At 69.1% G+C, this 12,034-nt stretch carries 10 protein-coding genes; 3 read left to right on the forward strand and 7 right to left on the reverse strand.

Annotation, left to right across the window (positions count from 1 at the left end):
• Positions 1-14 precede the first annotated feature (14 nt).
• From ACH34R_RS10975 to ACH34R_RS10990, 4 genes are all read right to left on the reverse strand, one after another.
• Positions 15-1,208, reverse strand: a complete 1,194-nt coding sequence (locus tag ACH34R_RS10975; protein WP_397561243.1) for an SEFIR domain-containing protein — start codon at positions 1,206-1,208, stop codon at positions 15-17.
• 292 nt (positions 1,209-1,500) lie between these two features.
• Positions 1,501-1,917, reverse strand: coding sequence for a hypothetical protein (locus ACH34R_RS10980; protein ID WP_397561244.1), 417 nt, complete (start codon positions 1,915-1,917; stop codon positions 1,501-1,503).
• Between the two features lie 42 nt (positions 1,918-1,959).
• On the reverse strand, positions 1,960-2,100 hold the full coding sequence (locus ACH34R_RS10985; RefSeq protein ID WP_397561245.1) for a hypothetical protein: 141 nt from the start codon (positions 2,098-2,100) through the stop codon (positions 1,960-1,962).
• A 215-nt stretch (positions 2,101-2,315) separates the two neighbouring features.
• Complete coding sequence (locus ACH34R_RS10990; protein WP_397561246.1) at positions 2,316-3,599, reverse strand: esterase-like activity of phytase family protein; 1,284 nt, start codon at positions 3,597-3,599, stop codon at positions 2,316-2,318.
• A gap of 249 nt (positions 3,600-3,848) precedes the next feature.
• Here ACH34R_RS10990 and ACH34R_RS10995 point away from each other — a divergent pair, with 249 nt between their 5' ends.
• The gene (locus tag ACH34R_RS10995) at positions 3,849-7,655 is read left to right on the forward strand and encodes a hypothetical protein (RefSeq protein WP_397561247.1); all 3,807 of its coding nucleotides are present in this window, start codon (positions 3,849-3,851) and stop codon (positions 7,653-7,655) included.
• Positions 7,652-8,401, forward strand: coding sequence for a hypothetical protein (locus ACH34R_RS11000; RefSeq protein ID WP_397561248.1), 750 nt, complete (start codon positions 7,652-7,654; stop codon positions 8,399-8,401). Before ACH34R_RS10995 ends, ACH34R_RS11000 begins: the two co-directional genes overlap by 4 nt.
• A 351-nt stretch (positions 8,402-8,752) precedes the next feature.
• Here the strand turns inward: ACH34R_RS11000 and ACH34R_RS11005 are convergent, their stop codons facing one another.
• Positions 8,753-9,061 carry a hypothetical protein gene (locus ACH34R_RS11005; RefSeq protein WP_397561249.1) on the reverse strand — a complete coding sequence of 103 codons (309 nt, stop codon included), beginning with the start codon at positions 9,059-9,061 and terminating at the stop codon, positions 8,753-8,755.
• Between the two features lie 6 nt (positions 9,062-9,067).
• Between ACH34R_RS11005 and ACH34R_RS11010 the strand changes: the two genes are divergently transcribed.
• On the forward strand, positions 9,068-9,649 hold the full coding sequence (locus ACH34R_RS11010) for a hypothetical protein (RefSeq protein WP_397561250.1): 582 nt from the start codon (positions 9,068-9,070) through the stop codon (positions 9,647-9,649).
• A gap of 3 nt (positions 9,650-9,652) precedes the next feature.
• Here the strand turns inward: ACH34R_RS11010 and ACH34R_RS11015 are convergent, their stop codons facing one another.
• Both ACH34R_RS11015 and ACH34R_RS11020 read right to left on the reverse strand, forming a co-directional pair.
• Complete coding sequence (locus ACH34R_RS11015; RefSeq protein WP_397561251.1) at positions 9,653-9,949, reverse strand: hypothetical protein; 297 nt, start codon at positions 9,947-9,949, stop codon at positions 9,653-9,655.
• Between the two features lie 6 nt (positions 9,950-9,955).
• Positions 9,956-12,034: an ATP-binding protein gene (locus tag ACH34R_RS11020; protein ID WP_397561252.1), complete on the reverse strand. Its 2,079-nt coding sequence runs from the start codon at positions 12,032-12,034 to the stop codon at positions 9,956-9,958.

Here is a 12,034-nt window from a genome sequence, read left to right on the forward strand (position 1 = left end):
TACCTCTGGAAAACTCATCGGATCGGGGGCCGGTTCCCCGATCCGCCCCTCCCCATCGCGCGGAGCAGGTCCTTGATCCCCTCTTCGGTCAGCTCATCGACGATGTAGTGATCTGCGCAGTTCGGCTGAAGAAAGGTAGGGACGTTCTCCAGCTTCTCCCCGGGAAGGACGACGGGGAGCAGCCTCGGGGTCCAGTACTCCTTGTCTACGTGCCACTTGTCACGAATGATGAGCAACTCACTTTGTATTCCGGGATGGATTTGGCTTGGCAGCCGCCCGTCCCCCGCGGCCTTGCACATCGGCGAAGGGAGGATCGTGATGAAGTCCGCCTCATCGATCTCATTGATCGCCCATACGCCCCAATCCATGCGGGGACCCTCTGCCAGCTTGTCCATATGCACATCGACTCCCATCTGCACGAGGAGCGCGCAGAAGTCGACGGCCAGGCGGATATGGGGGTCGTCGTCATGGGCATAGCAGATGAAGACGCGCGGTCCGGAGCCGCGTCCCTTCTCCTTGCTTTCCTTGGCGATCGTAGGCTCGATGGAGAGGCGGCCGTGCATCCTGTCGCGCAACTTCAGAGGAAAGCGCACCGGCTCATGAGCCGGCTGCAATGGCACCATGTCGTCGGCGCGTAGCGAATACCTCGCGGAGAACTCGACGGCGACCTCTGGGCAGTCCTTGGGGACGAGTGTCACGATCCAGACGGCACCAGAGCCGGGGCGAATGGGCACGCCCCCTTTAGCCTGGCGCCTCCAGCGTGCCTGCTTGCCGCCGATTCCGAACACGTCCACGAGGTCTGTCGTGGCGGGGATGTGGACATGCGCCGATCCGGCGCCCATATCCGGGATGAAGTGCAGGCGGTCGTTGAGGGTGTACGTTTCCTCGCCGGCCGCCGCGTGTGTTGCGCGAGGCAGAGCGTCTACGATGATCGCGGTGGCACCGTCGGTCGTCAGCGCGATACCGATCTCGAACCACTTCATCGTGATCGAGGCGTCGAGGTCCAGCTCGTAGTTCACCTTCACGAGGTAGCAGTCCCTGCCCCCCGAGACTTCGGGCGAGACATTGACGGGGTGAATCTCCCACCCGTGGAGGGACAAAGAGCCGATGGTAACGCCATCTGGCGTTGAGTCGATCCACCGCCCCCCTTCTTCGAGCAGCTTCAGGTCAATCCGTGCATTGCGTACGAGATCGTTCCAACGGGTCATTGACGGCCTTTCGTTGTCTGTTTCATGGACCGATCACATTAGAGGCTTCGAAGCCGGGAGGGGGGCGCAACATCGAATTTTCCGGTTTATGTCAGGTTTTTGGCCGGGTGGACACCATGGCGCAAACCACCTCAACCCAACCTTCAGATCGGTGCCGCGTGCTCATAACCGGTGTTGCCCGTGCAGCGATGCGGCGGCTGCGGTCGGCGTTACTCGCGGTCGGTCCGGCCCTTCAGGAATCGCTTGAGGGCGCCGGGGCCTCGTATGCGAGGAAGCTCGCGCGCATCACGCCCTAGTAGACAGGGCGGGGGAGGGAGCCGAAGCCCTGGGCGATGTAGCCGCGTACCACCTCGCCGTGCCAGGGGCGATGGATGCGTTGCAGGCCGCGGGTGGCCTGTTTGATCATCTCGGCGGCCTCGGGGTCGTCGCGGATCGCGACGCGGGCGATGCCGAGTTGCATGAGGGAGGACAGGGGCTCCGGGTGGTGTTCGCGGAGGGCGATGAGCTGGCCGTGGTAGGCGCGGGAGGCGTACTCCTTGGGCTCAAAGTCCTGGAGGTTCATGGCCGCGCCGCTCAGGCCGTACTGGATGCGCAGCCGGATGGGGTGGCGGTCGCCCAGGGCCGCCCGGGCGTCCTGTTCGGCGGACTCCAGGATGGCGCGGCCCGTCCGGCCGTTCTGCCAGCCCGCCACGTTGATGCCGTAGGACACGCGGGCGCTCAGCGCGAGCGGGTTGGCGTCCGGCCCGGGCAGTTACTCCGCCACGGCCGCGCCCACCGCCGGGAGCAGGCCGGACGCGGCTTCGGGCGGCAGCGCGCGAACCACCCGGGGGATGGACAACACGCCGTCGCCCGCCGCCGACACGACGCACATGCGGATGAGCGGCTCCAGCACGGGCAGCAGCCGGTCCCATGCCTCCCGCTCGGTCCAGCCGTGACCCGCATCGGATGGTCATGGACCTTCACCCCGCGCAGGGCCTGCTCCAGCTCCCGGGCGATCTCCCGGTCGTCCCCTGCGTAACTGAGGAAAACGTCGTACTCGTCCGGCTCCATGACCGCCTGCTTTCCCGGTGGCGATGCGGAGTTCTGCCCACTGTTAGGAAAGGGAGATCAGCCGACCGGGCGGGGCAGGCGGATGGTGAGGATGCGGCTGGGCACGCCGGAGCTCACCAGCCGGCCGTCCGCGCCGAACTCGCCGACGCCGAAGTCGTTGTCGTTGGCCACGACGAGGGTCCGCCGGTCGAGCAGGGTGACGCCCTCGACCTTGCCGGGCAGCGTGGGGGCGACCTTGGACAGGTCGGCGACCAGCGACTTGGCCGGGAACCGTACGCCCTGCGGCGTGGCCTGGGCCTCCAGCGACGGCGTGGTGGCCGGGTCGTCGTAGCGCCCGCCGAGCAGGTTCGTGGCCTTGGCCAGGTCGATCTGGTAGATCCTGGCCACGTTGTCGGTTCGCTCGTCCACCAGCAGCTTGCGACCGCTCACGTGCGCCAGGCCGGAGATCTTCATCTCGTCCTGGTCGCCGTCCGCCTTGGGGTCGAAGGTGGTGACGTCCTCGAACCGGTAGGCGTACTCGCCGGTCACCCGCTCCGTGCGGATGTCATATGTGAGGATTCGCCCGTTCCGTGATGACTCGGCGGTCTTCTTGTCCGGGTTCGCCAGCGGGCTCTGCACGGCGAGGTAGAGGGTGCCGCCACTGATCGCCAGGCCCTCGAAGCCGCGGTTCTGCTGCCGGGAGGCGAGGATCGCGGGCAGGGTCTCCTTGACCGGGTAGTCGGCGCCGGTGAGCTTGAGGCCCTCGGGCACGTACCGGGCCAGTACCTTGCCCCGCTCCGAGACGTGCAGCAGCGACGGCGCGTACTCGTCCACCAGCCAGAAGTCCCCGCGCGGGCCGCGCACGATGTCCTCGGTGTCCACCCCGCTCGGGTTGTACGGCAGCGCGGTCCGCCCGTCCCAGGTGTAGGGCTCCTCATCGTGGCCCGCCTGGTTGCTCAGCCCGGTGATCGGCTTGCCGGAGTCGCCGACCAGCGGCAGGTACTTCTTGATCTCGACGCCGAACCGGGTCGCCACCTGGACGATCGCCGGCGCGAACTCGGGGATCGGGAACGTGCGCCGCTTGTCGCCGTCCACCTTGACCTGTCCGTTCGGCCCGCGGTCGGTGACCATCCAGTAGTCGCCGCGCCGCCCGGCCGGGAACAGGCCGCTGCCGATCCCGCCCAGCTCCACCCCACGGTCGTCGGTGATGGACCCTTGCAGCTCGGCCAGGGGGACCGGCGGGATGCGCACGTCCTTGGTGACGACGGGCTGTCGCTCGGGGCCGTGCTCGGCCGCGGCGGGGGTCGGTACGGCGAGTGTCACGGCGGCGAGCGCCAGGCCCGCGAGGATGGGACGGAACATGGCATGGCCTTTCATCGGCATGGCGTTCATTGATATTCCGCGCCTGTTGACGTCAACCAACCACATGATGACGCGGCGATGAAGGCCCGTTGTCGGGCGTGCCGAGAGCGGTGACGCGGGTGCGACGGGTGGGTGGCACGTCCGCGACGGGCCGGGTGCGATTGTTCGGTTCGGTCCTCGTTCGGGGGTGAACGCCGGATGCCTGCTCCCGTGAAGCTTCCCCGACCGCCCGCGCCGGCCGTGTCTCCGGTGCCGGATCCGCGCCGACCTGGCCCGTCGGCCGTGGTCCAGGCGCGGCGGGCGATGGGCAACGCGGCGATGGCGGCGGCGCTGGGCGGTCCGTCACGCGGTACCGAGCCGATGCCGTGGGCGGGGGAGTCGCTGCTGGCGGGCCAGAACCTGGTGGGCAACCAGGCCGTGGCCGGCCGCGCGAGCGCGCCCGCGCCCGCGCCCGCGTCGCCGAAGCCGAAGCCGAAGCCGAAGCCGAAGCCGAGCCCGAAGCCGCCGCCGGTACGTCCGGCCGGCGCGAAGAAGGCCGCCGCGCCGCCCGAGCAGAAGGACACCTCGACCGCGGAACGGCCGGACAAGAAGGCGACGCGGGAGCGGGCCGGCCGGCGGTCGCCGGGGGCCGATCCGAAGTTCCAGGCGCTGAAGAAGGACGTCGGCGCGAAGAAGCGGAAGATCGGTACCAGCCACCCGCCCGCGACCGCCGAAGCCGGTGCGGCGCAGGCCGCCGCGGTGCCGCCCCGCGATGATCGGGAGGCGCGGGGTAAGGCCGCGCATGCCGAGGAGATGGACGCGGCGCGGCCGAAGGAGTTCGACAAGCAGGCGTTCATCGCGGCGGTGAAGAAAGCCGTGGCCGATCGCGCGCCGAAGAACCTGGACGAGGCGGACAAGTTCGGCGAGTCCGGCAAGGCCGACCAGATCACGACCGAGGTGCAGGGCAAGGTCGGCGAGGGCAAGGACGCCTCCGCGCGCGAGATCGCCGAGACCACCGCCCAGGCCCCGGCACCCGCGCCGGACACCAAACAGGTCATCCCGATGACGGCGGACCAGCCCCCGGGCCGGCCGTCCGCCCCGGACCCGGGTCAGGCCACCCCGGACCGGCTGCCCGCCTCGGCCACGGACATGTCGGCGGGCCCTGCCCAGGTGGATCGGCAGATGGCGCAGGCGAAGGTCACCGAGCGGCAGTTGTCGTTCAAGAACTCCCGCGAGCCTTCCTTCGACAAAGCGGTGCGGGACAAGAAGTCGATGGAGACGCACTCGGCCGCCGCGCCGAAGCACCTGCGTGCCGGGGAGTCCCGGGAACTGGCCGAGGTGAAGAACACCGCCGCCGCCCGAGGGGCGACGGCGATGGCGGGCATGCACGCCACCCGTGTCACCACCGGCCGGCAGGTCGGCACCGGCAAGCAGGGCGCCAAGGGCCGGGATGAGGACAAACGGCGGCAGGTCACCGAGATCTTGCAGAAGGTGTTCGACGCGACCAAGGGCGATGTGGAGAAGATCCTCACCGGCCTGGACCGGAAGGTCGATGCGGAGTTCGCCGCCAGGGAGAAACGGGCCCGTGAGCGGTTCACCGCCGACCACGAGGAGGGCATGCGGCGGTACAAGGACGCGCGGTACGGCGGGCTGACCGGCAAGGCGCGGTGGGTGCGGGATCTGTTCGCGGGGCTGCCGGAGGAGGCGAACCGGATCTATGAGCGGGCCAAGGACACCTATCTGGCGGCGATGGACCAGATCATCACCGACATCGCGGGCATCGTGGAGCGGGAGCTCAAGCGTGCCAAGGACCGGATCGCCGCCGGCCGCAGGGACCTTCAGGTGGCGGTGGACGGGCTCCCGGCCGACCTGAAGGCGATCGGCCGCGAGGCCGCCACCGAGTTCGCGGGCCGGTTCGACGAGTTGAAGGACACGGTCAACGACAAGGGCACCGAACTCATCGACACCCTGGCCGCCAAGTACTCCGACGCGGTCAAGGCGGTCGATGAGGAGATCGCGGCGGAGAAGGAGAAGAACAAGGGGCTGGTGGCCAAGGCGGCCGAGGCGATCGGCGGCGTGATCAAGACGATCGTCGAGCTGGGCCGGATGCTGCTGGGCGTGCTGCGCAAGGCCGCCTCCGCCGTCGGCCTGATCCTCAAAGACCCGATCGGGTTCCTCAGAAACCTGGTCACCGGGGTGGGCGGGGGCTTGCGGTTGTTCGCCCGCAACGCGGGCCGGCATCTGCAACAGGGGGTGCTGACCTGGCTGCTGGGCAGCGGGGCGGCGGCGGGGGTGCAACTGCCGCGTACGTTCGACGTGCTGGGCATCGTGACGATGATCGGCGGCATGCTGGGGATCTCGTGGCCGAACATCCGCGCCCGGCTGGCCCGTAAAGTCCCCGAGCAGGCCATCGTCGCCGCCGAGACCTCCGTCCCGCTGGTGGCGCAGGTCAGACGGCGTGGCGTGGCCGGGATGTGGGACGACCTGAAGACCCAGGTCGGCGACCTGAAGAAGCAACTGATCGGCGATCTCGTCGCCTACCTGCTCCCGACGATCATCATCGCCGGGATCACCTGGATCGTGTCGCTGTTCAATCCGGCGTCGGCGTTCATCCGCGCCTGCAAGATGATCATCGACATCATCCGGTTCATCGTGACCAACGCCCGGCAGATCATCGAGTTCGTCAACGCCGTACTCGACGCGGTGATCGCCATCGCCCGCGGCGGCACCGGCGGCGTCCCCGCCCTGGTCGAACGCGCACTGGCCCGCTCGATCCCGGTCCTGATCGGCGCACTGGCCGCCCTCCTCGGCATCGGCGGCATCCCGGGCAAGGTCCGCCAGATCTTCCAGAAGCTCGCCCGCCCGGTGAACCGCGCCATCGACCGCGTCATCGACAAGATCGCCGGCCTGATCAAGAAGCTCTGGGCGAAGATCAAGCCCAAACCCCGGAAACCCAAACCCCGGAAACCGAGGCGCCCCGACGTCCGTGGGCGCAGGCCGACGCGGCCCCGGCGTCCTGACCGGCGGCAGGAGCCGTCGCGGCGGCCGAAGAAGGACCCGCGCACGCCCGAGGCCAAGCGGCGGGAGCAGGACCTGCAACACGTTCTGGACGCCGCGCTGCGCGACGCGCACGCCCTGGTATGTACCGGTATGCCGGTCGACGAGATCAGACGCCGCCTCCCGGCGGTCCGGCGACGGCACCGGTTGACCGCGCTCTCCCTCGTCGTGGAACGGCTCCAGGGGGACCACCACGTCGTCCATTTCGTCGCGACCATCAACCCGTCCAAGACGAGCCGGCCGGAGAACGCCGAGTTGACCCACAAGCAGGCAGAGGCCGACTACGGGATTCTGGTCGAGAACAGTGAGAAGTTCCAGGCTTTCGCCGACGCGAATCAACTGATCATCGATGTGCGGCCCACCAATCCCGACTCGGTGCGCCACCTCAAGCGCGGCGCCTGGTACAAACCCGTGGACATCAAGGCCAAGACGATCAACTCCGCCGACACGCTGCTGAGCGTGGAGCCGGAGAAGAAGGGCAAGGTCGGCTTCTTCGTCAATCCGGTGCCCCGGCCGAAGCGCAAGAACCTCGAAAAGAAGGACATCGAGGCAGGCCGGAGACGGTACCGTATGCGAGTCGAAGAACGCACTACATATGGGCAGAAAATGCGGAAACTTGCCCGCAAGCCCCTGGGGCCCGGCAGGTTCGTCGTTATCGGCTATGTCGTGCACGGCTATGACAAGAACAAGAATCCTCATCCCATCGCCGGGGACCATGACCTGTACGACATCCGCCGCCCGGACGGCAGCGAGATTCCGCGGGACGAGTATGAGCTTCTGATCGTGGACATGCAGCAAGGAAAGTTCGGCGTGATGCACGGCGCGGTCGTCCAGTGGAACCCGAAAGACCCGGAAGAGAAGCAGATGCGCGACAAGCTCGTGAGACAACACCAGCGTGGTGGCGAGGAGGGCCTGGTGCGCTTCGCGCCAGGTCAGCCGGTCCGGTTCGTCGTGGCGGAGACACCGCCGTGGACGGACGACAAGCCGTGGGTCCCGCCCGCGGGCAGGCCGAAACGATGACGGCCGACGAACCCCTCGCCGAGCGGGCATGGCTGATCGCCGAGAGTAACCGGCTGTCCGAGCAGGAGTCGCCGGACCTGAATCGAGTCCAGGAGGTCAATCGCCGCTACCGCGCGCTGCTGCCCGAGGTGACCGTCGCGCGGTGCCCCGACAGCGGCCAGGTGGTGCGCTGGCCGATCGACGTCTACGGCCTCGACGGCTGTTTCTGGAACTACGTGAGTTCCGTCCGCCGCCCGCCACAGCCCCTGCCGCGCGGCTTTCTCGCCATGGCCGGGGCGATGCGGCTGGCCGAGCCGGTGGAGCATCCGCCGTTCGCCGTGGTCCCCGGCCCGGACGTGCCGTTCGTGGTGACCCGGATCCTCAACAGCCCGCGTGTCCGGGCGGTGATCGCCGAGGTGCCGGTGGGCGCGCACACCGGCTGGACGATCAGCTACTTCGGGCCCAGACCCGAGGACATCGAGCTGGTGAACCTCTGGGGGGCCAACACCTACGCGGTGTACCGGGACGGGGTCAACCGCGGCTGGAGCTGGGTCGTGCCCAACACGGCCGATTACGACTTCGAGCTGACCGAATGGCTGCGATCCGGCAAGCTGCTGTGGCTGGCGCCCGGCGACGAGTCCGCCACGCTGCGGGAGGGCCCGGACGGGTGCCCCTTCGCGGGCCTGCCCGGCCGCCGCCGGATCAGCCTCATCAGGAACGGCATGATCCAGCACCTGGGGGCCTTCGCCGGCAACGGAGCCGGCTGAAACGCCTCCCGACGAACGCCGGTCAGCGGCCCGACGCGTTCTCCTGCGTAAGGCCATCGGTCGGGTGTATCCGGAAATTCTGGACCCGACCGAGCAGAGCATGCTGATCAAGGTGGGAACGGGACATCTCGCGGCGATCCGGCTCCCCTTTCCAGAACATCCGATACCTGGCCCTGCTCAGGGCCGTACAGGGCGGGATGTGGGGCATCGGCACACCCGGAGGGGGGCACGTCCGCGAACACCTCAAAGAGTGGAATGAGGTCGTCGCGGTCGTCTGCTGGCCCAGGGGGAGCCTTTCCACGAGCGCGCTGCCCAGGGATCCGGCCCGACGTACGCGGCCTTCACACAGCCTCAGCCGGTCATCGGCGCCTTCAAACTCATGTCGGCATTCAGGCAGACCACAAAGTCGACGCCCGTAGGGCGGACGGTCTGTGGAAGGCTCTGTGGCTGAAGGTATTCTCCGTGCGCAGCCAAAAGGTCCAAGAGCGACTGGGGAGGCTCGACGGAAATGTTCGCGACCTGCTCGAAGAAATGGGCGGTGCCCCTTCCATCGCGGACATCGTTGAGGCGGCTCGGCGGGTGGCCGGAGAAATGATCACAGCTGTGATGGCCGAGCGGCCGGTCAAGTGGTTGCGGATGCGGGCGTCGCGTGTGGACCATGACTCGATGGTGCGGCTGGCGGAAGCGCTGTATGCCCAGGGGCTCAGTCCGGCGGAGGTCCTGCGCCAGTGTTACGGAGTCGATTTCCCCACGGAGTTCTTCCTGATCGTCCGTGAGGGGCTGAGGTATTCGCGTCCGCTGGCGGCGTTCACCAAGCTGCCGTGGAGCCTGGGCGTGCCGCCTGGGGAGGAGCCCCCGTACTCGCTCGCCCTCCTGACGGAAGGCGCGGTGCGGCGGATCTTCGTCCGGGATCCGGACCTGGTGCCGCTCGTGCGGCTCACTGATCTGGTGAACACGCCGGAGCGCCCGATGATCTGTTACCGGCTCACCGAGCTCCAGGCGGGGAGCACCGCCGTGTTCCGTGTCAAGGTCACGGCCGCGTCGCATGACGAGATCGTCCGCTGCGGCGAGTCCCTGCTCGCGGTCCTGCGGGCGACCTACGCCGAGCGGCTGCGGCACATGGAGTGGGTCGTGGACCAGCCGTCGAACCGGGGGTTCGGGGCGATGGATCAGCAGATGGTGGACGACGCGCGGGCCTTGCTGGAACGGGTCGAGGGATTGCGGCGCGGGGTTGAAGAGCGCCGGTGAGGGTCAGCGGCCCGAGGGGCTTTCCTTCTTTGGGACGGCTATGGGGATCGCGCGCATGGCCGCGCCTGCGATGGCGGCGTTGCCCACCTGGTCCTGGGCGGCGGCGAGGGTGGAGGCCATGTGGGAGGGGACGGTTTTGGACTGGGAGTCCATGGCGGTCTTGGCGGCCTGGGCGTTGCCGACGACGGCGGGGACCAGGACGAGGTCGGTCTTGCCCTTGTCCGCGGCGGCGGCCGTGCGAAGTTCCTTCGCGGTGACCGGTACGGCGGGCTGGTGTTGCGGCGGCGGGAGTTCAGGCATCGGTGGTCACCCCGGGGTCCCATTGTCGGCCAGTAATCCAGCATACGGGCCCAGCTCGGACGGGCGGAACAGCCGCGCCTCGCGCTGGAACTGCCGGGAAATGCCTTTCACCACATGGCGCATGCCGATGGCCCGGCTTTCGTCATCGGCCGCCGCCAGGGCCGCCGCGCGGGCGGCGGCGGTGATGCCCGCGCCCGTCATGTCCAGGCGGCACAGCGCGGCCAGATCGACGTCTTCGGCCAGCGGGGCCTTCGCCGGGAACGCCTGCCGCCACATGGTCCGCCGTTCCGGCACACCCGGCCTCGGGAAATGCACCACGAACTGGAAGCGCCGGGTGAACGCCGGATCGATGTTCTCCTTCAGGTTGCTGGTCAGGATGATCAGCCCGTCGCTCGCCTCCAGGCGTTGCAGCAGGTAGCCGACCTCCAGGTTGGCGTAGCGGTCGGTGCCCTGTTTGACCTCGCCGCGTTTGCCGAACAGCGCGTCGGCCTCGTCGAACAGCAGTACCGCATGGCTGTCCTCGGCCTGCTGGAAGATGATTTCCAGGTTCTTCTCCGTCTCCCCGACCCATTTGGAGACCAACTGCGCCAGATTCACCTTCAGCAGTTCCAGCCCCAGCATGCCCGTTATCACTTCGGCGGACATCGTCTTTCCCGTCCCCGGTTCGCCGGTGAAAAGCGCCTTTATCCCGCCGGTCGAGCGGCCCGCGAAGCCCCAGGACTCGGCGATCTTCGGCCAGGCTCGGAACGCCGAGGCGATCTCCGCTATCTGGTGCAGTTGCGGTTCGGGCAGGACCAGGTCGCCGATGTCCCTGTCCGGCACGATCGACTGCACGGCGCCGCTGGTACGGCCGCGCGTCACCGTGGCGATGGCCGGTTCAACGTGCTCGGCCGGCAGTGTGGGACGGCCGTTGCCGGCCAGGCGGGCGCCGACGTCGGCGACGGCGGCCACGGCGCGCAGTTCACCGCCGGTCAGGCGGTAGCGGGCGGCGAGGTCCTCCAGCACCGGCCATTCCATGGCCGGGAACGCGGCCGACCACATCGCCACCCGCTCCGGGAAGCCCGGGACCGGGATCGTCAGCTCCGCGTAGGAACGGGCGGCCAGCAGCGCCGCCGGACGCCAGGGGGTCGTGCCGGTCAGGCACACCGGGACGCCCGATCTCAGCAGCGCCGCGTCGGCCCTGGCCGCAAGGTCGTCGGTCGGGAGCCACAGCACCGCGTCCAGCGCGGCGGCCATGCGCAGATCGGCCGCGAGGTCCGTGGTGGTACGCCGCAACGGCCGGCCCGCCGCCTCCGCCAGCGCCTGCGCCACGTCGAGCTGGACGTCCGGGCGGCACCCCCACAGACCCACCAGATCGATGTCACCAGCGGCCAGGGCCCGGCCGAGCCTCGGCAGGCGTTCGTCCGACAGGTACGGGGACACGACCTCCGGCTCCGGCCGCGCCACCTCGCCCGGGTCGTGGCCGATCAGCCCGACGTCCCCGCCCCAGCCCATCAGGAAGTCGAAGACCCCGCCCGCCAGCGTCAGTTCCTGGGCCTGCTCCGCCGGGGCCTCGCCGTACGCGCGCACCAGGCCGAACCTGCGCAGCCGACCGGCCGGACCCACCGCCCTGCGCAGCGCCAGGCGGGCGGACGGCGTGGGCCCGCACACCGTCACCAGCAGTTCCACGCAGGGGGTGCGGCGGTTCAGGTTGTCCACAATGTAGGCGTAGATGCGCTCATAACCCGGGTCCAGCTCGGGAGCCGCCACCAGCAGCAGGGCGTCCTGCTCGGGGCGGGTCAGGCCGAAGCGGGCGGCCAGCGCGTCCAGCGGCAGGGTCACGCCTTCGGCCGCGGCCAGGCGGCGGAGTTCCCGCTCCTGGTCCTGGTCGCCATCAGGATCGGGCGGTGGTTCGGCCATGGCCTCGGCGAAGGAGTCCACCTGGTCGAGCAGTACGCCGACCTGCTCGTCGGTCACGCAGAACGGGGTCAGGTCCGGGCGGGTGAGCCGCGCCGCCGCCTCGGCCTGGCGGGCGACGGCCCGCCGAAGGGCCCCGTGCAGGTCCGCCAGGCGGACGCGGAGGTGCTCGACCGCGAACCCGCTCAT

The organism is Spongiactinospora sp. 9N601 (assembly GCF_044326295.1).
GTDB classification, from domain to species: domain Bacteria; phylum Actinomycetota; class Actinomycetes; order Streptosporangiales; family Streptosporangiaceae; genus Spongiactinospora; species Spongiactinospora gelatinilytica.

Coding starts and splice junctions, on each gene's coding strand:
- ACH34R_RS10990 (WP_397561246.1), bottom strand. CDS start 3,599: ATGTTCCGTCCCATCCTCGCGGGCCTGGCGCTCGCCGCCGTGACACTC.
- ACH34R_RS11020 (WP_397561252.1), bottom strand. CDS start 12,034: ATGAGCGGGTTCGCGGTCGAGCACCTCCGCGTCCGCCTGGCGGACCTG.
- ACH34R_RS11005 (WP_397561249.1), bottom strand. CDS start 9,061: ATGGTCCACACGCGACGCCCGCATCCGCAACCACTTGACCGGCCGCTC.
- ACH34R_RS11015 (WP_397561251.1), bottom strand. CDS start 9,949: ATGCCTGAACTCCCGCCGCCGCAACACCAGCCCGCCGTACCGGTCACC.
- ACH34R_RS11010 (WP_397561250.1), top strand. CDS start 9,068: ATGGTGCGGCTGGCGGAAGCGCTGTATGCCCAGGGGCTCAGTCCGGCG.
- ACH34R_RS11000 (WP_397561248.1), top strand. CDS start 7,652: ATGACGGCCGACGAACCCCTCGCCGAGCGGGCATGGCTGATCGCCGAG.
- ACH34R_RS10975 (WP_397561243.1), bottom strand. CDS start 1,208: ATGACCCGTTGGAACGATCTCGTACGCAATGCACGGATTGACCTGAAG.